This is a genomic window from Allobosea sp. NPDC055353 (genome assembly GCF_053644975.1).
In genome coordinates this window covers 148,818-173,864 of record NZ_JBSHMC010000004.1, presented here as the reverse complement: position 1 = coordinate 173,864, position 25,047 = coordinate 148,818, and the positions used below count along the sequence as shown (strand labels likewise).

The 25,047-nt window shown below is 66.8% G+C and carries 27 protein-coding genes; 21 read left to right on the top strand and 6 right to left on the bottom strand.

From position 1 onward, the window contains the following. Positions 1 to 6 precede the first annotated feature (6 nt). Positions 7 to 882 carry a helix-turn-helix domain-containing protein gene (locus ACWIEX_RS23910; protein WP_454035415.1) on the top strand — a complete coding sequence of 292 codons (876 nt, stop codon included), beginning with the start codon at positions 7 to 9 and terminating at the stop codon, positions 880 to 882. 6 nt (positions 883 to 888) lie between these two features. Here the strand turns inward: ACWIEX_RS23910 and pcaDC are convergent, their stop codons facing one another. The 5 genes from pcaDC to ACWIEX_RS23885 all read right to left on the bottom strand — a co-directional run bounded on the left by pcaDC (position 889) and on the right by ACWIEX_RS23885 (position 5,209). After that, positions 889 to 2,070 (bottom strand): bifunctional 3-oxoadipate enol-lactonase/4-carboxymuconolactone decarboxylase PcaDC, encoded by a 1,182-nt coding sequence (gene pcaDC / locus ACWIEX_RS23905; protein ID WP_454035414.1) that lies wholly within the window; start codon positions 2,068 to 2,070, stop codon positions 889 to 891. A gap of 10 nt (positions 2,071 to 2,080) precedes the next feature. Further along, the gene (locus tag ACWIEX_RS23900) at positions 2,081 to 3,220 is read right to left on the bottom strand and encodes a lyase family protein (RefSeq protein ID WP_454035413.1); all 1,140 of its coding nucleotides are present in this window, start codon (positions 3,218 to 3,220) and stop codon (positions 2,081 to 2,083) included. Further along, positions 3,217 to 3,879, bottom strand: coding sequence for a 3-oxoacid CoA-transferase subunit B (locus tag ACWIEX_RS23895; protein WP_454035412.1), 663 nt, complete (start codon positions 3,877 to 3,879; stop codon positions 3,217 to 3,219). Before ACWIEX_RS23895 ends, ACWIEX_RS23900 begins: the two co-directional genes overlap by 4 nt. Further along, the gene (locus ACWIEX_RS23890; RefSeq protein WP_454035411.1) at positions 3,879 to 4,589 is read right to left on the bottom strand and encodes a CoA transferase subunit A; all 711 of its coding nucleotides are present in this window, start codon (positions 4,587 to 4,589) and stop codon (positions 3,879 to 3,881) included. Before ACWIEX_RS23890 ends, ACWIEX_RS23895 begins: the two co-directional genes overlap by 1 nt. A 185-nt stretch (positions 4,590 to 4,774) precedes the next feature. After that, a complete protein-coding gene (locus ACWIEX_RS23885) occupies positions 4,775 to 5,209 on the bottom strand; it encodes a PACE efflux transporter (RefSeq protein WP_091860814.1) in 435 nt (144 codons plus the stop codon). A 94-nt stretch (positions 5,210 to 5,303) separates the two neighbouring features. On the opposite strand from ACWIEX_RS23885, the gene ACWIEX_RS23880 reads away from it, so the two are divergent. Next, positions 5,304 to 6,191 (top strand): LysR family transcriptional regulator, encoded by an 888-nt coding sequence (locus tag ACWIEX_RS23880; protein WP_454035410.1) that lies wholly within the window; start codon positions 5,304 to 5,306, stop codon positions 6,189 to 6,191. Between the two features lie 12 nt (positions 6,192 to 6,203). Here ACWIEX_RS23880 and ACWIEX_RS23875 read toward each other — a convergent pair whose 3' ends face one another. Then, positions 6,204 to 7,076, bottom strand: coding sequence for a MurR/RpiR family transcriptional regulator (locus tag ACWIEX_RS23875; protein ID WP_454035409.1), 873 nt, complete (start codon positions 7,074 to 7,076; stop codon positions 6,204 to 6,206). Positions 7,077 to 7,173: 97 nt separating this feature from the next. On the opposite strand from ACWIEX_RS23875, the gene ACWIEX_RS23870 reads away from it, so the two are divergent. The 19 genes from ACWIEX_RS23870 (at position 7,174) to ACWIEX_RS23780 (ending at position 25,024) form a co-directional block, all read left to right on the top strand. After that, on the top strand, positions 7,174 to 8,787 hold the full coding sequence (locus ACWIEX_RS23870; RefSeq protein ID WP_454035408.1) for an ABC transporter substrate-binding protein: 1,614 nt from the start codon (positions 7,174 to 7,176) through the stop codon (positions 8,785 to 8,787). Positions 8,788 to 8,870: 83 nt separating this feature from the next. Continuing rightward, positions 8,871 to 9,848 (top strand): ABC transporter permease, encoded by a 978-nt coding sequence (locus ACWIEX_RS23865; RefSeq protein WP_454035407.1) that lies wholly within the window; start codon positions 8,871 to 8,873, stop codon positions 9,846 to 9,848. Continuing rightward, complete coding sequence (locus ACWIEX_RS23860) at positions 9,845 to 10,753, top strand: ABC transporter permease (RefSeq protein ID WP_454035406.1); 909 nt, start codon at positions 9,845 to 9,847, stop codon at positions 10,751 to 10,753. Before ACWIEX_RS23865 ends, ACWIEX_RS23860 begins: the two co-directional genes overlap by 4 nt. After that, positions 10,750 to 11,742 carry an ABC transporter ATP-binding protein gene (locus tag ACWIEX_RS23855; RefSeq protein WP_454035405.1) on the top strand — a complete coding sequence of 331 codons (993 nt, stop codon included), beginning with the start codon at positions 10,750 to 10,752 and terminating at the stop codon, positions 11,740 to 11,742. Before ACWIEX_RS23860 ends, ACWIEX_RS23855 begins: the two co-directional genes overlap by 4 nt. Continuing rightward, a complete protein-coding gene (locus ACWIEX_RS23850) occupies positions 11,739 to 12,803 on the top strand; it encodes an ABC transporter ATP-binding protein (protein ID WP_454035404.1) in 1,065 nt (354 codons plus the stop codon). Before ACWIEX_RS23855 ends, ACWIEX_RS23850 begins: the two co-directional genes overlap by 4 nt. A gap of 54 nt (positions 12,804 to 12,857) precedes the next feature. After that, the gene (locus ACWIEX_RS23845) at positions 12,858 to 13,733 is read left to right on the top strand and encodes an alpha/beta hydrolase family protein (protein WP_454035403.1); all 876 of its coding nucleotides are present in this window, start codon (positions 12,858 to 12,860) and stop codon (positions 13,731 to 13,733) included. 82 nt (positions 13,734 to 13,815) lie between these two features. Next, positions 13,816 to 14,592, top strand: a complete 777-nt coding sequence (locus ACWIEX_RS23840; protein WP_454035402.1) for a TSUP family transporter — start codon at positions 13,816 to 13,818, stop codon at positions 14,590 to 14,592. Between the two features lie 101 nt (positions 14,593 to 14,693). Next, the gene (locus ACWIEX_RS23835) at positions 14,694 to 15,476 is read left to right on the top strand and encodes a DeoR/GlpR family DNA-binding transcription regulator (RefSeq protein WP_454035401.1); all 783 of its coding nucleotides are present in this window, start codon (positions 14,694 to 14,696) and stop codon (positions 15,474 to 15,476) included. Positions 15,477 to 15,595: 119 nt separating this feature from the next. Continuing rightward, positions 15,596 to 16,585, top strand: a complete 990-nt coding sequence (phnD, locus tag ACWIEX_RS23830; protein ID WP_454035400.1) for a phosphate/phosphite/phosphonate ABC transporter substrate-binding protein — start codon at positions 15,596 to 15,598, stop codon at positions 16,583 to 16,585. 38 nt (positions 16,586 to 16,623) lie between these two features. After that, positions 16,624 to 17,439, top strand: a complete 816-nt coding sequence (gene phnC, locus ACWIEX_RS23825; protein WP_454035629.1) for a phosphonate ABC transporter ATP-binding protein — start codon at positions 16,624 to 16,626, stop codon at positions 17,437 to 17,439. Beyond that, complete coding sequence (phnE, locus tag ACWIEX_RS23820) at positions 17,436 to 18,242, top strand: phosphonate ABC transporter, permease protein PhnE (RefSeq protein ID WP_454035399.1); 807 nt, start codon at positions 17,436 to 17,438, stop codon at positions 18,240 to 18,242. The genes phnC and phnE (ACWIEX_RS23820) overlap by 4 nt, the downstream gene beginning before the upstream one ends. Further along, positions 18,239 to 19,069: a phosphonate ABC transporter, permease protein PhnE gene (phnE, locus tag ACWIEX_RS23815; protein ID WP_454035398.1), complete on the top strand. Its 831-nt coding sequence runs from the start codon at positions 18,239 to 18,241 to the stop codon at positions 19,067 to 19,069. The genes phnE (ACWIEX_RS23820) and phnE (ACWIEX_RS23815) overlap by 4 nt, the downstream gene beginning before the upstream one ends. Continuing rightward, positions 19,062 to 19,952 (top strand): TIGR01459 family HAD-type hydrolase, encoded by an 891-nt coding sequence (locus ACWIEX_RS23810; protein ID WP_454035397.1) that lies wholly within the window; start codon positions 19,062 to 19,064, stop codon positions 19,950 to 19,952. The genes phnE (ACWIEX_RS23815) and ACWIEX_RS23810 overlap by 8 nt, the downstream gene beginning before the upstream one ends. Before the next feature lie 222 nt (positions 19,953 to 20,174). Beyond that, complete coding sequence (locus ACWIEX_RS23805; protein WP_454035396.1) at positions 20,175 to 20,930, top strand: GntR family transcriptional regulator; 756 nt, start codon at positions 20,175 to 20,177, stop codon at positions 20,928 to 20,930. 19 nt (positions 20,931 to 20,949) lie between these two features. Continuing rightward, positions 20,950 to 21,927 carry a 2-hydroxyacid dehydrogenase gene (locus ACWIEX_RS23800; RefSeq protein ID WP_454035395.1) on the top strand — a complete coding sequence of 326 codons (978 nt, stop codon included), beginning with the start codon at positions 20,950 to 20,952 and terminating at the stop codon, positions 21,925 to 21,927. A gap of 132 nt (positions 21,928 to 22,059) precedes the next feature. Continuing rightward, the gene (locus tag ACWIEX_RS23795; protein WP_454035394.1) at positions 22,060 to 22,863 is read left to right on the top strand and encodes a transporter substrate-binding domain-containing protein; all 804 of its coding nucleotides are present in this window, start codon (positions 22,060 to 22,062) and stop codon (positions 22,861 to 22,863) included. Between the two features lie 136 nt (positions 22,864 to 22,999). Continuing rightward, a complete protein-coding gene (locus ACWIEX_RS23790; RefSeq protein ID WP_454035628.1) occupies positions 23,000 to 23,659 on the top strand; it encodes an amino acid ABC transporter permease in 660 nt (219 codons plus the stop codon). Next, positions 23,659 to 24,312, top strand: a complete 654-nt coding sequence (locus ACWIEX_RS23785) for an amino acid ABC transporter permease (RefSeq protein WP_454035393.1) — start codon at positions 23,659 to 23,661, stop codon at positions 24,310 to 24,312. Before ACWIEX_RS23790 ends, ACWIEX_RS23785 begins: the two co-directional genes overlap by 1 nt. Beyond that, positions 24,293 to 25,024, top strand: coding sequence for an amino acid ABC transporter ATP-binding protein (locus ACWIEX_RS23780; RefSeq protein ID WP_454035392.1), 732 nt, complete (start codon positions 24,293 to 24,295; stop codon positions 25,022 to 25,024). The genes ACWIEX_RS23785 and ACWIEX_RS23780 overlap by 20 nt, the downstream gene beginning before the upstream one ends. Positions 25,025 to 25,047 lie beyond the last annotated feature (23 nt).

The following is a 25,047-nucleotide window of genomic DNA, read 5'->3' as shown; positions in this document are numbered from 1 at the left end:
TGCGACATGTCCAGCCGAAGCGTCCCCGCCTACTGGCTCTATGGCGAGCGTCTGACGGAGCGCTTTCCCGACGCGCTGCATATCGAGCCGATCGTGGCTCGCAGTTCCCTGCATGGCTGGACGATCCAGCCGCATATGCATCACGACCTGTTCCAGTTCTTTCTCGTCACGGCGGGGGGAGGGCGCACGCGCGTCGATGGCCGAGAGCATGCCCTTTCGCCGGGCTCGGTGCTGCTGCTGCCGCCATCGACCATCCATGAGTTCGCCTTCCTCGACGATACCGACGGCTTCGTCGCCAGCGCGGCGGCGACCTCATTGAAGCGCCTGTTCGGCAACGAGCCGGAGGCACGCGCGCTGCTGGGCGGCGCGGCGGTGCTGCATGTGCCGGTCGGCGGGGTGCAATATGCCGGGCTCGATGCCACGCTCAGGCTGGCGATGGGCGAATTCGCCGCCAACCGGCCGGTGCGGGAATTCTCGCTCGGCGCCTATGCCGATCTGATCGCGGCCTGGTTCGTGCGGGCGATGCGCGGGGCGCGGGCGGTCGCGGAACCGGCGCGGGATGCACGGGCGGGGCTCGTCCGCCGCTTCGTCGAGCAGGTCGAGACGCGCTTCCAGCATCACGATGCGCTGACGGATTATGCGCGCGTGCTCGGCACCTCGGTGCCGCACCTCTCGCGCTCCTGCCGGGAGTTGCTTGGCCGCTCGGCCGCGCGCGTCATCCAGGACCGATTGATGATCGAGGCGCGGCGCGATCTGGTCTACACGTCGATGTCGATCTCGCGGATATCGTTCCGGTTGGGCTTTTCCGATCCCGCCTATTTCTCGCGTTTCTTCGCCAAGCGGGCGGGCGTGTCGCCCTCGGACTATCGGTCCAAGGCCTGAGGCGGCTTACCCAGCCGCCTCGATGTCCTTGATGACCGCGGCGGCTTCGGCAAAGGCGGTGTTGCCGGCGGGGACGCCGGCATAGATCGCCGTCTGCATCAGCACCTCCTTGAGGTCGTCCTGCGTGAAGCCGCCGCGCGTCAGGCCGGCGCGGACATGCAGGCGGAATTCCTCCCAACGGCCGAGGCTCGCGGTGATCGCCAGCACGAGCAGCCGGCGCGTGCGGTCGTCGAGGCCGGGCCGGCTCCAGATTTCCTGCCAGGCGATGCGGGTGATCATCGCCTGGAATTCGGCGTTGAAGGGCGTGCGGTTGGCGAGCGAACGATCGACCCAGACATCGCCGAGCACGCGGCGGCGGTTCTCGAGGCCCGCTTCGAACAAGGTTTCCGCTGCATCTGCGGTATCCGGACCGGGCAAAAGGAAGGCGCGCAAGACGCCGGCCAGCGCCGCAGGTGCTTCGAGCGGGGCAAGATGGCCGCAATCGAGCTGCTTCAGTGCGGCGCCGGGGATCGCGGCGACGAGATTCTCGCCATGGCCGGCGAAGGGGGTGGAGGCGTCACGCCCGCCGACGATCACGAGCGTCGGGCAGGCGAGGGCGGGAATGCGCCCGATCAGCTCCATGTCGCGGATCGCGGCGCCGGCTCCGGCATAGCCTTCGCTATTCATGGCGACGAGGTTGCGTCGGACGCTCTCGGCGATAGCCGGCTGCCCCGCGGAGAAAGCAGGTGACAGGAAACGCTGCATGGCGAGATCGGCGATCGCCGCCGTGCCCCCGGTGCGAACCTTCTCGACGCGATCCTGCCAGGCCGCCTTGTCCATGGTCGCGGAGGTGCAGATCAGCGCCAGTGCAGAGACGCGCTCGGGCTTGGAGAGCGCCAGTTCCATCGCGATCATGCCGCCGAGCGAGACGCCGGCGATCGCGGCCTGCGGGATGCCGGCTGTGTCCATGACCGCGGCCACATCGTCGGCCAGAAGGGCGAGGGAATAGTCGCCCCCCGGCGCATCGGAGGCGCCATGGCCTCGCGTGTCGAACCGCAGCACCCGGAAGGCGGTGAGCAGGGCGGGCATCGCCGCATCCCAGAGCCCGAGATCGGTGCCGATCGAGTTGAGCAGGACGAGCGTCGGCTTGTCCTCGCTGCCCTCCAGCTTCCAGTAGATGCGGGCGCCGCTGCTCGTCGCGAAAGGCATCGTAGGTTCCTCAATCGTCCTGCGCGAGCAGAGCGGCGACCAGGCCTGCGCTCTCGCCGATATCGTTGCCGAGCCCGGCCACCGCGAGATTGCGGGCGATGGCGGCCTCGTCGATCTCCAGACCTTCCGCGACCGCCGCCATGGCATCGGCCGCGCCGGCGGCGAGCAGGAAGAGATCGGCGAGCGCCGGGCCTTCCGCCTGCCAGCCGCCGAGGCCGCGTTCCTGCTCCGCGGGCAAGCCGGCAAGGATGCCGGCGACGAGGCCGGGTGCGCGCAAGGCTGCCGAAAGCACGATCTGGCAGCCGGTCGGGTTGCGCTTATGCGCCATGGCGGAAGAGCCGCCGCGGCCGGGGATCGCCGGCTCGCGGGCTTCCGCGATGCCGTTCTGGGCGAGAAGCGAGACGTCGCGCGCCATCTTGCCGAGCGCGCCGATGGCGATGGCGAGCGCCGTCGCGATGCCGGCGATGCCGCCGCGACGAGCATGCCAGGGCGGCGCATCGGGTAGCCCAAGCGCCGCGGCGAGGCGGGCGGAGACAGCCGCACCCTTGCCACCAAGCCCGGCACGGGAGCCGGCGGCGCCGCCGAATTGCAGGGCGGCACCCGTTTCGACCTCGCGGCGGAGACGAGTCGCGGCTTCCGCAACGCCGGCTTGCCACTGCGCAATGCGCAGGCCAAAGCCGATCGGCAAGGCGTCCTGCAATAGCGTTCGGCCGATGGCGGGGGTCCCGGCATGGCGTCGTGCGAGGCCGGCAAGCGCTGTCGTGATGCGTGTCAGGTCGTGGTCGAGCAGGTCGCTCGCAGCGTGGATCTGGCAGGCCAATACGGTATCGGCGACATCCTGGCTGGTCGCGCCCTTGTGGAGGGCTTTGGCCGCCTCGCCGCTCAGGGCGGCGCGCAGGCGCGCGACCAGCGGGATCGCCAGCGTGCCGGCGAGCGCCGCTTCTTCCGCCAGTTCGGCAGGATCGATCGCGATCGTCGCGCAGAGCGCCGCGATGGCTTCGGCCGCCTCCGCGCCGATCAGGCCCTCTGCTGCTTCGGCGCGCGCGAGCTCGGCCTCGAAGGCGAGCGCAGAACGCAACGTGGCCGCGTCCGAGAACGCGGCCAGCATGGCCTCAGTCGTCGCCGGCCGTGCGCGGAGGAACCCGCTCACGCGGCCTTTGCGAGGCTTGGCGCGACGGTGAAGGGTGCGCCGGTCTTGGCCTTGACCTCGTCGAGCGTGACGCCCGGCGCGAGCTCGACCAGGGTCAGGCCGCCGCCGTTTTCCTTGGCGCAGCTCATCACGCACAGATCGGTGACGATCAGGTCGACCACGCCCGCGCCGGTCAGCGGCAGGGTGCAGCGCTCCAGCACCTTGGATTCGCCCGCCTTGTTGGCGTGCTCCATCACGACGATGACCTTCTTGACGCCGGCGACGAGATCCATCGCGCCGCCCATGCCCTTCACCATCTTGCCGGGGATGGTCCAGTTGGCGATGTCGCCATTCGCCGCCACTTCCATGGCGCCAAGGATGGTCAGGTCGATATGGCCGCCGCGGATCATCGCGAACGAGTCGGCCGAGGAGAAGAAGCTCGAGCTCGGCAGGATCGTGATGGTCTGCTTGCCGGCATTGATCAGGTCGGGATCGGCTTCGCCCTCATAGGGGAAGGGGCCGATGCCGAGCAGGCCGTTCTCGGACTGCAAGGTGACGTTGACGCCGTCGGGAATGTAGTTCGCCACCAGCGTCGGGATACCGATGCCGAGATTGACGTAGAAGCCGTCCTTCAATTCCTTGGCGGCGCGGGCTGCGATCTCTTCGCGGGTCCAGGACATCAGGCGGCCTCCCTCTTGCGCTCGGTCAGCTTCTCGATCTTCTTCTCGTTGATCGTGCTCTTGATGACGCGGTCGATATAGATGCCGGGCGTGTGGATCGCCTCGGGATCGAGCGAGCCGATCGGCACGATCTCCTCGACCTCGGCCACCGTCACCTTGCCGGCGGTCGCCATGTTCGGATTGAAGTTCCGCGCGGTCTTCCGATAGACGAGATTGCCGGCGGTATCGGCCTTCCAGGCCTTGACGATGGCGAGGTCGGCGCGCAGCCAGGTTTCGCGGACATAGAGCTGCCCTTCGAATTCCTCGACCGGCTTGCCCTCGGCGACGACGGTGCCGACGCCGGTCCGGGTATAGAAAGCCGGGATCCCGGCGCCGCCGGCGCGGATGCGCTCGGCCAGCGTGCCCTGCGGGTTCAGCTCCAGCTCCAGCTCGCCGGCGAGATATTGCTGCTCGAACAGCTTGTTCTCGCCGACATAGGACGCGATCATCTTCTTGATCTGGCGGGTCTGCAGCAGCATCCACAGGCCGAAGCCGTCGGCGCCGGCATTGTTCGAGATCACGGTGATGTTCTTGACGCCGGAATCGCGGATCTGCGGGATCAGGCTCTCGGGATTGCCCGACAGGCCGAAGCCCCCGGACATGATCGTCATGCCATCGAAAAGCAGCCCTTCGAGCGCAGCGCCCGGGCCATCATAAATCTTACCTGTCATCGCTTCTCCCCGGCGCGGCCTGATGCCGCGTCACGCAATCCCGGCCGGGACGGAGCAGGCCGTCCCGATGGTTCCGCTTCGATCAAAATACGATCGCCGGCGAATGTCCATGGCTGCCGTGGCATAGGCTGCCGGCATGCAGAGGGGAAACCGGAGACTTTCGCCGGTCAGAGCGGCAAAGCGGCTCAGGCTGCGGCCATTTGCGGCACCGTGGGGATCGGGAAGACCCGGTCATAGGCCAGATTGAAGAGGAAGGCGTAGACCACGTAGAAAACCACGATGGCGAGGTCCATCACGAAGGTCTGCCACAGGCCCATGCCCAGATACCAGGCCATCGGCGGCAGCAGCAGGACCAGCAGGCCGCCTTCGAACAGCAGCGCATGCAGCACGCGCAACGCCAGGCTCTTGCGGGTGTGGCCGATGAGGCGAAGCATCGCGTGGTCGAAGCCGAGATTGTAGACGAAGTTCCAGAGCGTCGCGACGGTCGCCGAGCCCACACCGATCACGCCCATATGGGTCGCCGGCAGGTTGAAGAGCATGGCGCCGCCGGGGATCACCAGCGCAAGCCCGAGCACCTCGAACAGCACCGTATGGCGAACCCGGTCGGGAAAAGAACGCATCGACATCCAAAACACCTGTTGTTCTCGTTGACGTGCTGCCTTCTATCGTCAAATCTGGCTTTCTCAAGTTAGGTTATATCTGATTGCCAGATAGATGAATGTCTCCTTCGAGCAGCTGGAAGCCTTCGTCGCGGCGGCCGAGCAGGGTTCCTTCTCGGCAGCGGGGCGGGCTTTGCGCAAGGCGCAGTCGGCGGTGAGCACGCAGGTCGCCAATCTGGAAGAGGATCTCGGCGTCGCGCTGTTCAGTCGGGCCGGGCGCAATCCCGTGCTGACCGCGGCGGGCGAGCGGCTCCTGCGCGAGGCGAAGGTCATCCTGGATCGCCGCGAACACCTGATCGGCGTCGCCAGCAGCTTCGAGAGCCATGTCGAGACGCGGCTCGTCGTCGCCATCGACGAGCTTTATCCGGAGCATCTGCTGGGCGCGCTCTTTGCCGATTTCGCCCGGCAGTTCCCGCATGTCGAGCTGGAGCTGCTGTTCCCGCTGATGGAGGATGTCAGCCAGCTCGTCCTGGCCGGCCAGGCCGATATCGGCGTGATGTGGCGCCAGGAGGTGCTGCCGCCTGAGCTCGGCTTCCAGACGGTCGGCTGGGTGCCGATCAAGCTCGTCTGTGGCAAGGGGCATCCGCTGGCCGGCACGCGCGTCGACTGGGAGGAGCTGAAGCGGCATCGCCAGATCCTCGTCGCGGCGCGTGGCGACGGGCCGGAAAAGCAGCGCCTGCGCGTCGCGGCCGAGGTCTGGTGGGTCGAAAGCCATTGGGTGATCCTGCAACTGGTCAAGCAGGGCATCGGCTGGGCCTTCGTCTCCAGCTATGTCATCGAGAATTCGCCGGTGACGGCCGATCTCGTCACACCCGATCTTCAGTTCGACAATTTCGACCTGCCGGTCGCACTGGAAATGGTCTGGCACAAGCAGCGCCCTTGCGGACCGGCAGCGCGCTGGCTGCGCGAGCGCTTCGCGGCAGCGCGCGTCGGAGCGGCCTGAGCCTGCTGCCCGCTACTGGTGGAACGTCCAGAGCAGATTTTCGCTCAGCTCCTTCAGGGCTTCGACCGCGTCCGGGCGCTCGCGCGCGATGGCGGCGATGAGCGCATCCACCAATGCGAAGACCGCGGTCGGCGAATTCGGCAGCAGCCGGCTGCGGGCCGGTGCGAACAGGGTCACGTCCGCGACGGGAGCGAGCGGCGAGGTCGGGCTGTCGGTCAGGGCCAGCAGCGCCGCGCCGCGTTTCTTGGCGAAGGTCGCGAGATCGAGCGTGGCGCGCGAATAGCGCGGCACCGCGATCGCGACGACGAGGTCATCCGGGCGCGCCGACATCATGTGCCGGATGGCGCGCTCCGGCCCGGTGCGCGAGGAGGCGAAGGTCACGTCGGCATCGAGATAGAGTGCGAGCCCGTCCTCCAGGAAGGAGGCGACATGGTGGCTCGCGCCCGAGGCGGCGATGAAGACGCGCGGCGCCTTCAGCAACAGCTCGACGGCCTTGGTCACGGACGCCTCGTCGAGCCCGTCGCGGGCGGCCTGGAGATTGGCGTTCTGGTCGGCGAGCGCGGCGGTGAAGGTTGCGAAGATCGAGCCGGCGGCGGAGCGGGCGCCGGCGAAATTGTCGACCGGGTCATGGGCGAATTTCAGAGCAGACGAGAGCGCGCCGCGGAACTCGCCATAGCCGCCATAGCCGAGCGCCCGGACGAAGCGCGTCACGGTCGCGTTGGAGGTGCCGCTGCCCTCGGCCAGCCCCTCGATCGTCATGGTCGCGACGTCGAGCGGATGCTGCAGCACGAAATCCGCGGCACGGCGGTGGCCGTTGCTCAGCGAGGGGTAGATCCGGGCGATCCGGTTCGAGAGATCGGTCGTCGGCTTCAGGCCCTGAGACATGCGCGGCTACCCGATTGACGTTCGAAAATTTTCATGTTTGCTACTGGACGAAAATAAAGCTGTCAAAAGCGGTTCTCAACCGGGAGCGGACCACACCATGCGTAAACCCCTTTTCCTCGCGGCTTTCGCGGCCGCCTGCCTCGCCGGTACGGCGGTCTCGGCGCAGACACTGCGCATCGCGTTGTCGTCGGAGCCGACGGCGGTCGATCCGCACTACCATGACCTCTCTCCCAACAATGCGCTGGCCCAGCACATCTTCGATTCGCTGGTGCGCCAGGACGAGCAGCAGAAGCTGCATCCGAACCTCGCGACCTCCTGGCAGAACGACGGCAAGAACCGCTGGACCTTCAAGCTGCGCGACGGCGTGAAGTTCACCAACGGCAAGCCCTTCACCGCTGAGGACGTGGTTTTCACTTTCTGCCGCACGCTGAAGAACGAGACCAAGGTCTCGGATTCCTTCGCCGATACCACCGGCAATTTCGCCTCGGTCGAAATGCCCGACGCGCAGACGCTGGTGATCAACACGAAGGAGCCCGAGCCGCTGCTGCCGAACCTGCTTTCGGGTCTCAGCATCCTCTCGGCCTCGATCGTCGAGCACGGCCCGATCAGCTACGATGTCGCCAAGAATTGCGGCGTCACCGGCCCCTGGCCGACCGTGACCGGCTTCAACGACGGCACGCTCGCCATCGGCACCGGCCCCTACAAGCTCAAATCCTATGTGCGCGGTTCCGCGATCGAGCTCGAGCGCAACCCGAGCTATTGGGGCAAGGCCGAGCCTTGGGCGACCGTGCGCTTCCTGCCGGTGACCAATGCCGGCCCGCGTCTCGCCGGGCTGCTCGCCGGCGACTACGACGTGATCGAGAACCCGGCGGCGCGCGATCTCGGCCGGATCAAGGACGACAAGCGCTTCAGCCATGTCATCACGCCCTCGACCCGCGTGGTCTATTTCCAGCTCGACGTCGCCCGCGACCAGAGCCCCTTCGTCAAGTCCGAGGACGGCAAGAATCCGCTGAAGGACCTGCGCGTCCGCAAGGCGATGTCGCTCGCCATCGACCGCGACGCCATCGTCAAGCGCATCATGGACGGTGCGGCGGAGCCGGCCTACCAGTACCTGCCGACCGGCATGTCCGGCACGCGGCCGAACCCGCCGAAGCTGGCCTATGACCCGGCGCAGGCGAAGAAGCTGCTCGCCGAGGCCGGCTACGCCAAGGGCTTCCAGCTCACGCTCTCGACCACCAATGACCGCTACATCAACGACAGCCAGATCACCCAGGCCGTCGCGCAGTACCTGACCCAGATCGGCATCAAGACCGAGGTCGACGCGATGACGCGCGCGATCTACTTCCCGCGCCGCGCCAAGAAGGAATTCTCCGTCGCGATCGGCGGCTGGGGTTCCGGCACCGGCGAGGCGGCCTCCTTCCTGCGCCAGTGGCCGCCGACCCCGAACGAGGCCAAGACGATCGGCGGATCGAACTATGGCGGCTACAAGAACGACCAGTTCGACAAGCTGATCCGCGAGGCGATCTCGACGCTCGACGACGACAAGCGCTCGCAGCTCCTGCAGGAGGCCGGCAAGATCGTCGTCGACGACTACGCCTTCATCCCGCTGCACTTCGAGAGCGGCATCTGGGCCTTCAAGTCCGACCTCACCCTGGCGGGCCGCGCCGACCAGTATACGCTGGCGATGTCGGTCCGCCCGAAAGCCAAGTAAGCCGCCGGCCGACAGGCCATCGACAAGCCGGGTCGCCCGCCGAGGGCGGCCCGTGAGCCATTCAGTGGAGCCGGTCGAGCGTCATGACCGCCTATGTCCTGCAGCGATTGATCCAGAGCGTGCTTGTGCTGCTCGCGGTTTCGGTCGTGGTGTTCTTCGCCGTCTACGGCATCGGCGACCCCGTCGAACTGCTGGTCTCGCCCTCGGCGAGCGCCGCCGAGCGCGAGGCGCTGGTCCGGCGTCTCGGCCTCGACCTGCCGGTCTGGCAGCAATATTTCGTCTTCATGGGCAATGCGCTGAAGGGCGATCTCGGACGCTCCTTCGTGCATGGCGTGCCGGCGATCGAGCTCATCCTCGGGCGCCTGCCGGCGACCTTCGAGCTCGTCCTGCTCTCGATGACGCTCGCCATCGTCACCGGCGTGCCGATCGGCCTCTATGCCGGGCTCGATCCGGACAGCCGGCCCTCGCGCATCATCATGGGCGGTACGGTGCTGGGCTTCTCGCTGCCGAGCTTCTGGAAGGGCATGATGCTGATCCTGCTCTTCGCGGTGGTGCTCGGCTGGCTGCCGACGGCAGGCCGTGGTGAGACGGTGTCGGTTCTGGGCATCCAGACCAGCCTCCTGACCCGGGACGGGCTCACTCATCTCGCGCTGCCGGCGATCAACCTCGCCATACCCCAGATCGCGCTGATGATCCGCCTCGTCGCCGCCGGCACGACCGAGGCGATGACGCAGGATTACGTCAAATATGCCCGCGCCAAGGGCGTCAAGCCGCGCCGCGTCGTCGGCCGGCATGTGCTGCGCAACATCCTGATCCCGGTCGTTACCGTGGTTGGCATCGAGTTCGGCAGCCTGGTTGCCTTCTCGACGATCACCGAAACGGTTTTCGCCTGGCCGGGCATGGGCAAGCTTTTGATCGACTCGGTCTATCAGCTCGATCGGCCCGTCGTCGTCGCCTATGTCCTGCTGGCGACGCTGCTCTTTGTCACGGTGAACTTCCTCGTCGACATCCTCTATGCCGCGCTCGATCCGCGGGTGAAGCTGACGGGAGAGATGGCATGAGCGCTGAAGCCAAAGCGCCGGCCATCCCTGATTATGCCGACACGCCGCTCCGCGAAAAGGTGCTGCGCCGCATCCGCAACCGGCCGACGACGCGCGGCGCCGCGATCCTGCTCGGCATCATGGTCGCGCTGGCCTTGCTCGCTCCCGTCATAGCGCCGCAGAACCCGCATGATCTCGCTTCGCTCAGCGTGATGGATAACCGCCTGCCGCCGGGCGAGACCGGCATGAACGGCCTGACCTACTGGCTCGGCACGGATTCGCAAGGGCGCGACATGCTGAGCGCGATCCTCTACGGCCTGCGCACCAGCCTGATGGTCGGGCTCACCGCGACGCTGGGCGCGCTCTTCATCGGCATCTCGGCCGGGCTCGTCGCGGCGCAGTTCGGTGGCGTGGTCGATGCCGTGATCATGCGCGTCGTCGATTTCATGCTCGGCTTCCCCTCGATCCTGATAGCGCTCGTGCTGCTGGCCTCGATCGGGCGCGGGGTCGACAAGGTCATCCTCGCCATCGTCTTGGTGCAATGGGCGCAATATGCCCGGTTGATGCGCGCGTCAGCGTTGGTCGAGCGGCGCAAGGAATATATCGAGGCAGCGCTCAATTTCGGCCTGCCGACCCGGCACATCATGATCGCGCATCTCTTGCCGAACTCAGTCGGCTCGGTGCTGGTCGTGGCCTCGATCAGCATTGCCGGCGCGATCACGCTGGAGGCGACGCTGTCCTTCCTCGGCGTCGGCGTGCCGGTGACGCAGCCCTCGCTCGGCCTGCTGATCGCCAACGGCTTCGAGTTCCTGCTCTCCGGCGAATACTGGATCGCGGTCTTCCCCGGCATCGCGCTGGTGCTGCTGATCGGCTCGCTCAACCTCGTCGGCGACCGGCTGCGCCGCAGCTTCAACGTGCGCTCATGAGTGATCTCGCGACCGATCCCTTGCTTGAGGTTCGTGGCCTCCGAACCGTCTTCCATGCGCTCGACGGCGCCTGGCCCGCCGTCGACGGCGTCGATCTCAGCGTCTCGCGCGGCGAGGTCCTGGGTCTTGTCGGCGAGTCCGGTTCCGGCAAGTCGGTGACCGGCTTCTCGCTGGTGCGCCTGATCGATCCGCCGGGCGAGATCGTCGCCGGCACGGTGAGCTTTGGCGGGGAAGACCTGCGCGCGGCGACCGAAGAACGCCTGCGCGACCTGCGCGGTGATCGCATCGCCATGATCTTCCAGGACCCGCTGATGACACTGAATCCGGTGCTCAGCATCGGCGAGCAGATGAGCGAGGCGATCCTGGAACATCGCGACTGCAGCCGGCAGGAGGCGCTCAGCGAAGCCGCCAAGGCGCTGGCCCGCGTCGGCATTTCTTCGCCGGAAGCCCGCCTCAAGCAGTTCCCGCACGAGTTCTCCGGCGGCATGCGCCAGCGCGTCGCGATCGCGACGGCTTTGCTCAACGCGCCCGACCTGATCATCGCCGACGAGCCGACGACGGCGCTCGACGTCACCATCCAGAGCCAGATCCTGTTCGAGGTGCAGAAGCTCGCCCGCGAGACTGGGACGGCCGTGCTCTGGATCACGCATGATCTCGCGGTGGTGGCCGAGCTCGCCGACCGGGTGGCGGTGATGTATGCCGGCCGCGTCGTCGAGATCGGGCCGGTCGACGCGGTGCTCGATCAGCCGCGCCATCCCTATACGCTCGGCCTGCTCAACTCCTCGGCCGCCAATGTCGCGCCGGGCGAACGCCTGAACCAGATCGATGGCGTCGCCCCGCGCATCGACGCGCGCCCGAGCGGCTGCCCGTTCCGGCCGCGCTGCCCGCGCGTCCAGCCGGTCTGCGCGGAACGGGACCCCGAAACGACGGGCGAGGGCGACCGCAGCTTCCGCTGCCATAATCCGGTGCCGGTGGGAGAAGCGGCATGAGTGCTTCGACCAGCGCCCCGATCATCGAGCTCAAGGGCATCACCAAGCATTTCCGCCGTAAGCCGACGCTGGCGGAACGCATCCTGATGGCGACCGGGCGGGGCAAGGCGCCGCCGGTGCTGCGCGCCGTCGACGGCATCGATCTCAGCGTGAAGCGCGGCGAAGTGCTCGGCCTCGTCGGCGAATCCGGCTGCGGCAAGTCCACGCTGGCGCGTGTCGTCACCGGCATCCTGAAGCCGACGACCGGTGAGGTGGTCTACGAGCAGCAGCGTGTGGCGGGTCTGAAGGGCAAGGAGCGGCTCGATTTCCTGCTGAAGGTCCAGATGATCTTCCAGGACCCCTACGCCTCGCTAGATCCGCGCATGAAGGTGAGCCGCATCGTCGGCGAGGCCTTGAGCGTCCACAAGCTCCTGCCCAAGGCCGAGATCGATGGGGCGGTCGACCAGGCACTGAGCGAGGTCGGGCTCGATCTCGCCTATCGCGAGCGCTATCCGCACCAGTTCTCGGGCGGGCAGCGCCAGCGCATCGGCATCGCGCGGGCGCTCGCCGTGAAGCCGGATTTCCTGGTCTGCGACGAGCCGGTCTCGGCGCTCGACGTCTCGATCCAGGCGCAGGTCATCAACCTGTTCATGGATGTGCGCGCGCGCCACGGCCTGACCTATCTCTTCGTCAGTCACGATCTCGGCCTCGTCCGCCATATCAGCGACCGCGTCGCGATCATGTATCTCGGCCGCATCGTCGAAGTCGGCTCGGCGACCGAGATCTTCGCCGAGCCGGCGCATCCCTATAGCGCGGCGCTGATCGCCGCGATTCCGTCGGCGGCACGACGCAAGCGCGCCTTCCAGCCGCTCAAGGGCGAGTTGCCCTCTCCATTGGCGCCGCCGCCGGGCTGCCCTTTCCATCCGCGCTGCGAGCAGGCCATGCCGGTCTGCCGCGAGGTCCGGCCGGTTCTCACCGAGATCGCGCCCGGCCGCAGCGCCGCCTGCCATCTGCACACCAGCATCGGGCCGAAAAGTGGAAGCCACTTTTCGGAAAAATCCGATGCGGTTCCAATAGAATAGATCATCGTTATCGCGTCCGATCGGACGCGCGATGATCTAGGCTCCGGAGGCCGCATGACACCCAAGACCCTGAATCCGCCGGTCGGGCGCAGCACGCTGCCCTTCATCGACGTCAGCCATCCGGACAAGCCGCTGGAGGTCAATTTCTATCGGCCGGCGCGGCATCAGCCGAACGATCCGGTGATCGTCGTGCAGCACGGCATGCTGCGCAATGGCGACGATTATCGCGACTTCTGGATCGATGCGGCCGAGAAGCACAACCTGCTGATTGTCGCACCGACCTTCCCGAACGAGCCTTTCCCCAAGGCCGAGGGCTATAATAATGGCCTTGTGGTCACGACGGATGGTGCCGTGGCCCCGCGTGCCGAATGGCTTTACGCCGTGCCGGGGCGCGTGCTCGACGCGCTGCGCGCGGCGGGCGTGATCAACAAGCCGGTCACCCGCATTTTCGGTCACTCGGCCGGCGGCCAGTTCGTGCACCGCATGCTGGCGACGGAAGGCGGCGCGCTGTTCGAAGCCGCGATGGCCTCCAATCCCGGCTGGTACACCCTGCCGACGCCGGAGCGGAACTTCCCGGAAGGGCTCGGCGGGCTCGGGCTCGATCGGGCGGCGCTGACGCGCTGGCTCGCCTATCCGATGATCCTGTTCGCGGGCGACCGCGATATCGCGACGGACGATCCGAACCTGCCGGCGCAGCCCGAGGCGCTGGCGCAGGGGCCGCACCGCTATGGCCGCGCCCATAACATGCTGGCGTTCGGCCAGGCCGAGGCAGCGCGCCTCGGCATGCCCTGCAACTGGCAATTGATCACGGTCGCCGGCATCGGCCATGACGGGGCGGCGATGTCCCGTGCAGCCGCGTCCTACTGGTTCGAGGGCGGCCGGATTCCGCCGGCCGAAGAGCTCGGCAAGCAGGCGGCGCCGGTTCTCTGACAGCCTGCTATCCAGCCTCGCCCGTCGCGGGCAGAAGGTTCGGCCAGGCCAATGCGGCAGCGGCCGATTCGACGGGGGCTTCATGACGGTCGCGGCGCTGCTGCAGCCTTTCAGCACGGGGCAGGTTTGCGCCTGCATCCTCGTCGTCTTCCTGACGGCGATCATGCGCGGCTATACCGGCTTCGGCTTCGCGCTCGTGGCGGTGCCGCTGCTCGCCCTGATCGCCGATCCCGTCACCGCCGTGCCGATGGTGCTGCTGCTTGAAGTGGTCGGCAGCCTGCAATTGCTGCCCGGCCTGTGGCGCGCGGCGCATCTGCGCTCGGTCATGCTGCTGGTCGGCGGCGCGCTGCTGGCGACGCCGATCGGCCTCTACGGACTCGCGGCGCTCCCGGCCGACGTGATGCGCCTGGTCATCGCGCTGGTCGTGCTCGCGACGACCTGCGCGCTCGCCGCCGGCCTGAAGGCGAGCCGCGAGCCGGGGGCGCCCGCGACCTTCGGCGTCGGCATCCTCTCCGGCCTGCTCAACGGCGCGGCCGCAATGAGCGGCCCGCCCGTGGTGCTGTTCTATCTGAACGCCAAGACCGCGATGCATGTCGGGCGTGCCTCGATCGTCCTGTATTTCCTGCTCTCGGACACGGTCGCGATCGGTTTCGCGGGAGCTTCCGGGTTAATGGGATCCTCGACGGCCATGCTGGCGGCCGTGACCATCCCCGCGCTCTTCGTCGGGCAGGTGATCGGGACGCGGCTGTTCCGCTCCGCCTTGCAGCGCCATTACCGCATCGTTGCGATCGTCATCCTGCTCGCGGTCAGCGGCTTTGCCATCGTGCAATCCGTCCATGCGCTGTGGGGCGGCGGTTAAAGCGCTTCTTCCGGCCCGCTTGCATTTGGCGCCGGGCGGCTATCATACGCGCGTAGCCGGGGCTTGCTTCCAAAACCCGGCACGTCTGGCACGGACATGCGATGAGCCCTTCCGCTCCCGATACCGACACTCTGACGCCGCGCCAGCGGCAGATCCTCGATCTCGTACAGGAGCTCGGCTTCACCACGATCGAGACATTGGCCGAGCGCTTCGGCGTCTCGGCGCAGACGGTCCGGCGCGAGATCATCCGCCTGCAGGCCGGCAATTTCCTGCAGCGCTTCCATGGTGGGGCGGGACTCGCCTCCGGCGGCATCCGCTCGGCCTATGCCCAGAAGCTCACCGTCTCGCCGCGCGGCAAGGAGCGGATAGGCGCTGCGGTGGCGCGGATCGTGCCGCCGGGAGCCTCGGTCTTCCTCGATGTCGGCACCACCGTTGAGGCTGCGGCCCGTGCTCTCATCAACAAGCCCGGCCTGCGGGTTGTGACGGCGAGCGTCTCCGTCGCCCAGATCTTCTGCAGCCACGGCGTCTTCGATGTGGTCGTGACCGGCGGCACGACGCGCGGGGCCAACGGCTCGCTCGTCGGGCAGGCGGCGATCGCCAGCATCATGGGCTTCCGCTTCGACTATGCCGTCATCGGCCTCGGCGGCTTCGACGATGACGGCGCGCCGATGGATTTCGACCTTGAGAAGATCGCCGTGCGCCAGGCCGCGATGGGTCGCGCCCGGCAGAGCCTGGCACTGGCCGACCATACCAAGTTCGAGCAGATCGGCACGGCCCGCGTCGCGCCGGCAGAGGCGCTGAGCCTCATCGTCGTCGATGCCGAGCCCGGCCCCCGCCTGCGGGCGAGCTGGGAGCGCAGCGGTGCGCGCTGGCTCGTGGCCTGAAACCGCTTTTCGCCTTCAATTCTTAGCCGGCACTCTTGCGTCCGTGATCGCTTTTGATCAGGATGGAAGAAATCTTACACGAGCGCCGTCAGGGCGCCGCCGCTTCCAGGGAGGTTGCCATGCTGCGCGCCAAGATCGCGTCCCTTTGCCTGCTTGCTTTCGGGATCGGGCTTGCCGGCCCGGCCGGGGCACAGGACTGCGCCAATCGCGGGACGCTCGATGCCCGCTATTGCGACGCCAATCGCGACCTGCTGGCGGATACGCCGACCGAGGCGGCGAAGCAGAAGGACCCGGACACGCTGATCTTCTCCTATACGCCGGTGGAGGACCCTTCGGTCTACGAGAACGTCTTCGCCGATTTCCTCGCTCATCTCAGCAAGGTCACCGGCAAGAAGATCAAGTGGTTCGGCGCTGAATCCTATGCCGCGCAGGTCGAGGCGATGCGCTCCGGCCGCCTCCATATCGCCGGCGTCGCCAGCGGCCCGACGCCGTTCGCAGTCAATCTCGCCGGCTTCGTGCCGATCGTTGCGATGGCCAAGAAGGACAACTCGATCGGCTATACGTTGCAATTGATCGTGCCGAAGGACTCGCCGATCAAGACCATCGCCGATCTCAAGGGCAAGCGCGTTGCCCATGTCGCTCCGTCCTCGAACTCGGGCGATACCGCGCCGCGCATCCTGTTCAAGGAGAAGGGCGTCGTGCCCGGCAAGGACTACGAAATCCTCTATTCCGGCAAGCACGACAATTCGATCATGGGCGTGGTCAACAAGGACTATGACGCCGCGCCCGTCGCCTCCAGCGTGGTCGAACGCATGGCTGATCGCGGCATGTTCAAGCGCGACGACATCCGCATCGTCTATGAATCGAGCCCGTTCCCGCGCACGGCTTTCGGTCTCGCGCATGACCTCAAGCCCGAGCTGCAGGCCAAGATCAAGCAGGCCTTCCTGAGCTTCGACTTCCTGAATTCGGCGCTGGCCAAGGAGTTCAAGGACACCAAGGGCTTCAAGGAGCTGAGCTACAAGGATGCCTGGGGCGACATCATCCTGATCCAGCGCGATAGCGGCATCACCTATACCCAGGACGGCCTCTCGAAGCTGAAGGGCGATTGATGTCTGTTGCTACGGGGGCTTCGGCCAGCGGTGCTCCGCTGCTGGCCGTCGCGGGACTGGCCAAGGTCTATCCGACCGGCAAGAAGGCGCTGGGCGGCGTCGATGTCGTCATCGACCGGCCGCAGCTCGTGGCGGTGATCGGCTCGTCCGGCGCCGGCAAGAGCACCTTCATCCGCTGCATCAACCGGCTGGTCGAGCCGACCGCCGGCAGCGTCAGGCTCAACGGCGAGGAGATCGTCGCGCTCGACCGAAAGGGCCTGCGCGCGGCGCGGCGGCGGATCGGCATGATCTTCCAGGAATACAACCTGGTCGAGCGGCTCAGCGTCATGCAGAACGTGCTCTCAGGGCGGCTCGGCTATACCGGGCTCCTGGCCTCGCTGCGCTACCGCTTCCCGCCCGAGGATATTCAGGCGGCCTTCGCGCTGCTCGACCGCGTCGGGCTCGACGGCTACCACAACCAGCGGGCGGATGCGCTCTCCGGCGGCCAGCGCCAGCGCGTCGGCATCGCGCGCGCCCTGATGCAGCGGCCCGACCTGCTGCTGCTCGACGAGCCGACCGCGAGCCTCGATCCCAAGACCTCGCGCCAGATCATGCGCCTCGTGCGCGAGCTCGTGGCCGAGCGCCAGACGCCGGCGATCATCAATATCCACGACGTCGCGCTCGCCCGCGCCCATGCCGACCGCATCATCGGCATGAAGGACGGGCTGATCGTCTTCGACGCCGAGGCTTCCGCGCTGACCGATGCAGCGCTGACCCGGATCTATGGCGAGGAGGACTGGTCGACCCCGCATGACGAGGACGACGAGGCTCCGGCTCCGGCAGCAACGATGGCGCCGGTCGGCGCGCTGTCATGACCACGGCTGCCGCCTCCTATCCCAGTCGCTGGCGCGCACCGAGCATCTTCGGCAGCCCCGGCCGGCGGCTCGCTTTCTGGGCGCTGGTTGCCGCCTATCTGGTCTGGTCGCTCTCGACGCTGAACATCGACACCGCCCGCATCCTCGCCGGGCTGCCGCGGGCCTGGACCATTCTCGAACGGATGATGCCGCCCGATTTCAGCCGCTGGGAGCTGTTGCTGACCGGCATGGTCGAGAGCGTGCAGATCGCCATCGCCGCGACGATCATCGGCGCGGTGCTGTCGATCCCGATCGGCATCGCGGCTGCAGCCAATCTCTCGCCGCGCCCGCTCTATCTGCTGGCGCGCACCTTCATCGTCACCGGCCGGACCTTCCACGAGGTCATCATCGCGATCTTCTTCGTGAAGCTGTTCGGCTTCGGGCCGGTCGCGGGCTTGCTGACGCTCGCCTTCTCCTCGGCGATCTTCCTCGGCAAGATGCTGGCCGAGGATATCGAGAACATGAAGCCCGGTCCGGTCGAGGCGATCCGTGCGACGGGCGCGAGCTTCGGCCAGACCTTCTTCTACGCGGTCGTGCCGCAGGTTCTGGTCAAGACGCTGGGCGTGCTGATCTACCGGCTCGATTCCAATCTGCGCCATTCGACCGTGATCGGCATCGTCGGCGCCGGCGGCATCGGCCAGACGCTCTCGGCCTCGTTCTCGCGCTACGATTTCGACTTCGCCAGCGCGATCCTGCTAACGATCGCGGCGATGGTCGCCTTCGGCGAATGGTTCAGCGACTGGGCCCGGCGGAGGCTGAGATGACCGCGCATCAGCTCCCGCAGGACCGCGCGCCGATGCGCCGTTATCCCGACCAGTGGGAACGCTATTCGCTGCGCGAGCGCATCGTGCACTGGATCTGGCTCGGCGGCATCGCGGTCGCCGCGGCCTGGTCGGTCTCGGCGCTCGACATCGAATGGGCCTTCTTCGCCGATGCCCACGAACAGGCGGCCGACCTGATCGAGCGGATGTGGCCGCCGCGCTGGTCCTATCTGCCGCGCATCGTCCAGCCGCTGATCGAGACGCTGCATATCGCGACGCTCGGCACGATGATCGCCATCGTCTTCGCGCTGCCGGTTGCCTTCCTCGCGGCGCGCAACACCACCTACAACCAGGCGACCTGGCTGATCGGCCGGGCCATGCTGGTGCTGTCGCGCTCGATCAACACGGTGATCTGGGGTCTCGTCTTCGTCGCGATCTTCGGGCCGGGGCCGGTCGCCGGCATCTGTGCGGTCGCGGCGCGCTCGATCGGCTTCATCGCCAAGCTCGTCGCCGAGGCGATCGAGGAGGTCGATGCCGGCCAGATCGAGGCGGTGGAATCGACCGGGGCGAGCACCTTCCAGGTCTATGGCGTCGCGATCCTGCCGCAGATCCTGCCAGTGCTGATCGGCACCTCGATCTACCGCTGGGACATCAATGTGCGGGAGTCGAGCGTGCTCGGCTTCGTCGGCGCCGGCGGCATCGGGCTCCTGCTCTACGCCTCGATCAACCAGTTCGCCTGGTCGCAGGCGATCGTGATCCTGATCGCCATCCTCGGCATCGTCATCATCAGCGAGGCGCTTTCGGCTTATGTCCGCTCCCGCATTGTCTGAACCACAGGCGCAGACCGCTTTTCCCGGCGGTCTGTCAGCACTGGTTGACCGCTATGACGGCTTCCTGCTCGACCAGTGGGGCGTGCTGCATGACGGCACGCGGCCCTATCCCGAGGCGGTCGCCTGCCTCGAACGCCTGCGGGCCGCCGGCAAGGCCGTGATCATCCTGTCCAATTCGGGCCGGAGCGGGCGCGACAACGAAGGCGTGCTCGCCAGCATGGGCTTCGCCCGCGATCTCTACGACCGGGTGGCCTCGGCGGGGGACGACGCGCGCGAGGCGCTGCTGGAACGCTCCGAGCCAGCCTATCGCGATCTCGGCTCGCGCTGCCTGCTGCTGGCGCGACCGGGCGAGGATCGCTTGGCGAGCGGACTGGGCCTGACGCTGGTGGAAACGCCGGAGGCGGCCGATTTCCTGTTCGTGATGAGCATGGATCCGGACAGCCAGTCGGTTGCCGGCTGGAAACCTGTTCTCGAGCAGGCCCTGCGGCGCGGCCTGCCGATGGTCTGCGGCAACCCTGATCGTTACCGGGTCCATGCCGACGGCACCTTGCACGAGGCGCCTGGGCTCGCCGCGCTCGTCTATGAGGAGATGGGCGGCACGGTGCATTATCACGGCAAGCCGCATCCGCGAATCTACCGGAGCTGCCTGCACTATCTCGATCGTCCGGCTGAACGCCTGCTCGCCATCGGGGATTCGCTGGAGCACGACGTCGCGGGCGCGGCGCAGGCCGGGATCGACGCCGCCTTCATCGCGGGCGGCATCCATCGCGGCGACCTGGACTGGAGCGAGGACGGCAAGGTCGATCCCGAAAGCTGCCGGCAGCTATTTGCCCGCGAAGGCCTTCAGCCACGCTACGGGCTGTCCTGGTTCACCTGGGGCTGATTCAAGCGGGACCCTTTCCGGGGGCAATGTGATGAGATCATCCGATCGGTCGAATCGATCCGTTTCGACTTGATATGCAGTTTCGGGGGAGCGGTGCCGATGCGGTCACGCAGGCCGGCGAATGCTCTTGGGCAAAGCGCCCTCTTGTAAAATTTCACAACATGTTTACGCTCCTCCCCAACAGGCGCCGACCAAGAGCGCCCTCGCGGAGGAAACCCGGGAATGGCGCGCAGCGCGATCCAACCCCGACAGGCAGAAGATGCGCCTGCGCCCAAGCGGCGCAACCGCGTCAACCTGTTCGAGCTCGCCTACGAGCGCCTCGAGGCGATGCTGATCACCTGCGAGCTTCCGCCGGGGCGTTTCCTGTCGCTCCAGGATCTGCAGGATATGACCGGCTATGGCCGCACGCCGGTCCATCATGCCGTCAACCGGCTGGCGGCGGATACGCTGATCGTCATCCGCCCACGTCACGGCCTCCAGATCGCGCCGATCGATCTGGCGCGGGAGCGCGTGCTGCTGCGCCTGCGCCGCGATCTCGAACGCTTCGTCATCGGGCTGGCGGCCGAGAGGGCCGGCCCGTCCCATCGCAACCAGCTCCTGCATATCGAGCGCCTGCTGCGCGAGCGCCGGGACCGCTTCAGCCTGGCGGAGTTCAACGCGTTGGATCGCCGCATCGACGAGACGGTGCTGTCGGCCGCCGCGGAGCCGTTTCTCGAACATACCCTGCGCCCGCTGCACACGATCTTCCGGCGCATCGGTTTCATCTATCACAGCGCGATGCCGCAGCGGGTCGGCCTCGCGGTCTCGGTCGACCATCACATCGCGGTGCTGAACGCCATCGCGGCGCGCCGGGCGGATGAGGCCGTTGCCGCCTCGGATGCGCTGATCGGCTTCGTGGACGGCATGTTCGACGAGATGGAAGCAGCGATCGACCCGTCCCTGCTGGATTGCAGGGTCGAGCCGCTGCTGAAGACCTGACGGAAGGGATTACCGGACCATGCGCATTGTCTTCCATGGCGAGAACGCCGCCTCCTTCAGCCATGGCTTTGCCGGGCTGGTCGGCGACAAGGCCGAGATCCGGCTCCTGCCCGACCATCTCGAAGCGGGTGCCGACCAGAAAGCCTATGCCGAGGCCGAGGTCATCGTCGGTGTGAAGTTCGATGCCGGCCTGCCGCAGCCTGCCGGGCTCAAGCTGTTCCATGTGCCGGGTGCCGGCTACGACATGGTCGATCTTGGCGCGTTGCCGGCATCGGCCGCCGTCTGCAACTGCTTCGGCCATGAGCAGGCCATCGCCGAATACGTGATGGCGGCGCTGCTGGCGCGCAATATCCCGCTCGCCGATGCCGACCGGCGCTTGCGCCAGGGCGATTGGGCCTATTGGGCCGGCGCGCCGGAGCGCGTCCATGGCGAGATCGCCGGCCAGACCATCGGTCTCCTCGGTTTCGGCCATATCGGCAAGGCGATCGCGGCGCGGGCCAAGGCCTTCGAGATGCAGGTCCATGTCGCCAATCGCAGCGCCGTGCCGGCCTCGGCCCTGGTCGATCGTTCTTTCACGCTCGATGCGCTCGCCGAATTCTGCGGCTCGGTCGATGTCGTCGTGGTCTCGGTGCCGTTCACCGAGGAGACCAGGGGCATCGTCGGCGCCGCCGCCCTTGCCGCGATGCGGCCGGGCGCCGTCGTCATCAATGTCGGGCGCGGCCCGACCATCGACGAGCAGGCACTGTTCGACGCCCTGAAAGGCGGCCGGATCGGCGGGGCGATCATCGATACCTGGTACCGCTATCCCAGCGCTGGGGACAGCACGCCGCTGCCTGCAAATCTGCCTTTCCATGAGCTTTCAAACGTTTTAATGACGCCGCACATGTCCGGATGGACGAGCGGCACCATCAGCCGCAGGCAGGGGATTATCGCCGACAACATCAGGCGTCGCTTCGCCGGCGAGCCGCTCGTCAACGTCGTGCGCGCCAGCGCCTGACGCTCCGGCATCGAACCGAAAGGTGGCCGCACTTTTCGGGGGAATTCGATGCGCCGAAACAAGTTCTTCCACAGCCGGCCGCCAGAAGCCGGGCCAAGACAAGCGGCGCCGCCGCAGCAGAGGAGACACCACGTGAAAATGCTCAAGCATCTCAAGATTGCCGGCCTGGCTCTCGCTCTCGGCGCCGGCATGCTCGCCGCCAGCCAGGCCTCGGCCCAGACGATCACCGACATCATCAAGCGCGGCTCGGTGAAGGTCGGCGTGCTGATCGGCGCCCCGCCCTACGGCTCGGTCGATTCCCAGGGCAACGCCATCGGCTACGATGCGGACGTCATCGCGCTGATCGGCAAATATCTCGGCGTGAAGGTCGAGATGGTTCAGCTCACCCCGCCGGCCCGTATCCCGGCGCTGGAAGCCAACAAGGTCGACTTCCTCGTCGCGACGCTGGCGCCGACGCCGGAGCGCGCCAAGGCGGTGATGTTCTCGATCCCCTACAGCGCCTTCCAGACCGGCATCTATGCCAAGAAGGGCGTCGCCATCAAAACCTGGGCCGATCTCAAGGGGAAGAAGGTCGGGGTCAACCGCGGTTCCAGCGTCGAGCGTGAATTCACCAGCCGCGAGAAGGAGCTGAACCTCACCATCCTGCGCTTCGAGGACGACGCCACCACCATGCAGGCGCTGTTCTCCGGCCAGGTCGAGGCCATTGCCGGGCCGGACGCCCAGGCCAACGCGGCGATGAAGGCGCGCGGCGAGACCGAGACCGAGCTCAAGTTCGTCTTCGGCGTGCAGCCGAACTCGATGACCATGCGCAAGGACGCCTGGGAGCTGCGCCAGTGGCTCAACAACTTCATCTACTACGTCAAGCAGAACGGCGAGCTCGACGCGATCGCGCAGAAGTGGGTCGGTAGCCCGCTGCCGCCGCTGCCGACCTTCTGATCCGACGTCCTGATCGGATTCCCGATCGGATACACCAATGTCCCGGCGCGTCCACGACGCGCCGGCGACCACCATCGACCTTCCCGGACGAAGGAGCGCGCCGTTGCTCTTCCAAGACGTCTTTTCCAAATGGCCGATGATCCTCCACGGGGTCTGGCTCACGATCGCGCTGTCCTTCGTCGCGATCACGCTGGGCCTCGTGCTGGCGACGGCGATGACCGCGCTGCGCAGCCTCGCGGGGAGCTGGGCCGGCTATATCGTGGACGCCTATGTCGAGCTGATGCGCAACACGCCGTTCCTGGTGCAGCTCTTCATGATCTTCTTCGGGCTCCCGCAGATCGGCATCCGTCTCGACGGCCTGGAAGCCTCCGTCCTGGCGATGACGCTCAACCTGGCCGCCTACGCCACCGAGATCATCCGCGCCGGCGTCGACTCGATCCACAAGTCGCAGATCGAGGCGGGCCTGGCCCTGGCGATGAGCAAATGGCAGGTGCTGAAGCATGTCGTGCTGCAGCCCGCCTTCGCCCGTGTATGGCCGGCCTTGTCGAGCCAGTTCGTGCTGATGATGCTGGCGTCCAGCATCTGCTCCTTCGTCTCGGTGCAGGAATTGTCGGGTACGGCGGCGATCATCGAGCAGGACACGTTCCGCTCGTTCGAGACCTATATCGTCGTCACCGTGATCTATCTCGTGCTGGCGCTCTCGCTGAAGCTGTTCCTCAACTGGCTCGGCCGGAGGCTCTTCCCGCAGGTGTCGGGCCTTGCTCGCCTCACCGAAGCGCATGGGGAGGCCGCCTGATGCAGACCTTCGGTTGGCCGGAAATCCTCTTCATCCTGCGCTCCGCCGGCTGGACGCTGGCGCTCACCGTCATCGCTTTCTTCATCGGGAGCATCATCGGCGGCGCCTTCGCGCTCATGCGTCTGTCGCGCATCCGCTGGCTGCGACGCTTCGCGGGCGGCTACATCCTGGTGATCCAGTCGATCCCGGTGCTTATGGTGCTGTTCATGAGCTATTACGGGCTCTCGGCTCTCGGCATCGAATTGCCGCCCTTCCTTGCGGCCTCGGCCTCGCTGTCGATCTACGTCTCGGCCTATCTCGCCGAGATCTGGCGCGGCTCGATCGAATCCGTTCCGCGCCAGCAATGGGAGGCCTCGATGTCGCTGGCGCATTCGCCGGCGCAGACCTACCGCCACGTGATCCTGCCGCAAGCGATCCGCATTTCACTGCCGCCGACGGTCGGCTTCCTCGTGCAGCTCGTGAAGAACACCTCGATCGTGCAGGTCGTCGGCTTCGTCGACCTGATGCGCGCCGGCATGCTGGTCAACAACGCGACCTATCAGGCCTTTCAGATCTTCACCGTGGTCGCAGCGATCTATTTCGCGATCTGCTTCCCGCTCTCCCGGCTCAGCCGCCATCTCGAAAAGGTGATGAATGCCAGCCGTTCTCATTGAAGACATCCATAAGCGCTTCGGTTCGCTGGAGGTGCTGAAAGGCGTCTCGCTCAGTGTCGATGCCGGACAGGTGGTCGCGATCATCGGCCGCTCGGGCTCGGGCAAGTCGACGCTCCTGCGTTGCATCAACGGCCTTGAGACCTTCCACGCCGGCAAGATCGAGGTCGCCGGCCACACGATGACGCAGGACCCGACGAAGCTGCGCGAATTGCGCAAGGATGTCGGCATCGTGTTCCAGAGCTACAACCTGTTCCCGCATCTGACGGTGGGGCAGAACATCATGCTCTCGCCGCGCATCACCAAGAACGTGCCGCAGGCGCAGGCCCTGGCGCTGGCCAAGGACGTGCTGGCGCAGGTCGGGCTCTCCGAGAAATTCGACAGCTATCCGGACAATCTCTCGGGCGGCCAGCAGCAGCGCGTCGCGATCGCCCGCTCGCTGGCGATGCAGCCCAAGGTGATGCTGTTCGACGAGGTCACCTCGGCGCTCGATCCGGAGCTGACCGGCGAGGTGCTGATCGTCATGGAGAAGCTCGCCAAGGGCGGCATGACCATGCTGCTGGTGACGCACGAGATGAATTTCGCGCGCACCGTCGCGGATACCACCGTCTTCATGCACCAGGGGCTGATCTGGGAGAGCGGGCCGTCGAAGGAGCTCTTTGCCAATCCGCAGACGCCGGAACTCGCCAATTTCGTCAAGGCGGGGGCGCACTGAGCGCCCGCGGATAGAGGCCCAAA

Bases quoted from the DNA above. Each gene is read 5' to 3' on its own strand.
- ACWIEX_RS23860 (WP_454035406.1), top strand. From the start codon at position 9,845: ATGAGCGCTGAAGCCAAAGCGCCGGCCATCCCTGATTATGCCGACACG.
- phnE (WP_454035398.1), top strand. From the start codon at position 18,239: ATGACCGCGCATCAGCTCCCGCAGGACCGCGCGCCGATGCGCCGTTAT.
- ACWIEX_RS23880 (WP_454035410.1), top strand. From the start codon at position 5,304: ATGAATGTCTCCTTCGAGCAGCTGGAAGCCTTCGTCGCGGCGGCCGAG.
- ACWIEX_RS23835 (WP_454035401.1), top strand. From the start codon at position 14,694: ATGAGCCCTTCCGCTCCCGATACCGACACTCTGACGCCGCGCCAGCGG.
- ACWIEX_RS23805 (WP_454035396.1), top strand. From the start codon at position 20,175: ATGGCGCGCAGCGCGATCCAACCCCGACAGGCAGAAGATGCGCCTGCG.
- ACWIEX_RS23875 (WP_454035409.1), bottom strand. From the start codon at position 7,076: ATGTCTCAGGGCCTGAAGCCGACGACCGATCTCTCGAACCGGATCGCC.
- ACWIEX_RS23870 (WP_454035408.1), top strand. From the start codon at position 7,174: ATGCGTAAACCCCTTTTCCTCGCGGCTTTCGCGGCCGCCTGCCTCGCC.
- ACWIEX_RS23790 (WP_454035628.1), top strand. From the start codon at position 23,000: ATGATCCTCCACGGGGTCTGGCTCACGATCGCGCTGTCCTTCGTCGCG.
- ACWIEX_RS23785 (WP_454035393.1), top strand. From the start codon at position 23,659: ATGCAGACCTTCGGTTGGCCGGAAATCCTCTTCATCCTGCGCTCCGCC.
- ACWIEX_RS23800 (WP_454035395.1), top strand. From the start codon at position 20,950: ATGCGCATTGTCTTCCATGGCGAGAACGCCGCCTCCTTCAGCCATGGC.
- ACWIEX_RS23840 (WP_454035402.1), top strand. From the start codon at position 13,816: ATGACGGTCGCGGCGCTGCTGCAGCCTTTCAGCACGGGGCAGGTTTGC.
- ACWIEX_RS23865 (WP_454035407.1), top strand. From the start codon at position 8,871: ATGACCGCCTATGTCCTGCAGCGATTGATCCAGAGCGTGCTTGTGCTG.
- phnE (WP_454035399.1), top strand. From the start codon at position 17,436: ATGACCACGGCTGCCGCCTCCTATCCCAGTCGCTGGCGCGCACCGAGC.
- ACWIEX_RS23890 (WP_454035411.1), bottom strand. From the start codon at position 4,589: ATGACAGGTAAGATTTATGATGGCCCGGGCGCTGCGCTCGAAGGGCTG.
- ACWIEX_RS23910 (WP_454035415.1), top strand. From the start codon at position 7: ATGTCCAGCCGAAGCGTCCCCGCCTACTGGCTCTATGGCGAGCGTCTG.
- ACWIEX_RS23845 (WP_454035403.1), top strand. From the start codon at position 12,858: ATGACACCCAAGACCCTGAATCCGCCGGTCGGGCGCAGCACGCTGCCC.
- ACWIEX_RS23885 (WP_091860814.1), bottom strand. From the start codon at position 5,209: ATGCGTTCTTTTCCCGACCGGGTTCGCCATACGGTGCTGTTCGAGGTG.
- ACWIEX_RS23895 (WP_454035412.1), bottom strand. From the start codon at position 3,879: ATGTCCTGGACCCGCGAAGAGATCGCAGCCCGCGCCGCCAAGGAATTG.
- ACWIEX_RS23780 (WP_454035392.1), top strand. From the start codon at position 24,293: ATGCCAGCCGTTCTCATTGAAGACATCCATAAGCGCTTCGGTTCGCTG.
- ACWIEX_RS23850 (WP_454035404.1), top strand. From the start codon at position 11,739: ATGAGTGCTTCGACCAGCGCCCCGATCATCGAGCTCAAGGGCATCACC.
- ACWIEX_RS23855 (WP_454035405.1), top strand. From the start codon at position 10,750: ATGAGTGATCTCGCGACCGATCCCTTGCTTGAGGTTCGTGGCCTCCGA.
- pcaDC (WP_454035414.1), bottom strand. From the start codon at position 2,070: ATGCCTTTCGCGACGAGCAGCGGCGCCCGCATCTACTGGAAGCTGGAG.
- phnD (WP_454035400.1), top strand. From the start codon at position 15,596: ATGCTGCGCGCCAAGATCGCGTCCCTTTGCCTGCTTGCTTTCGGGATC.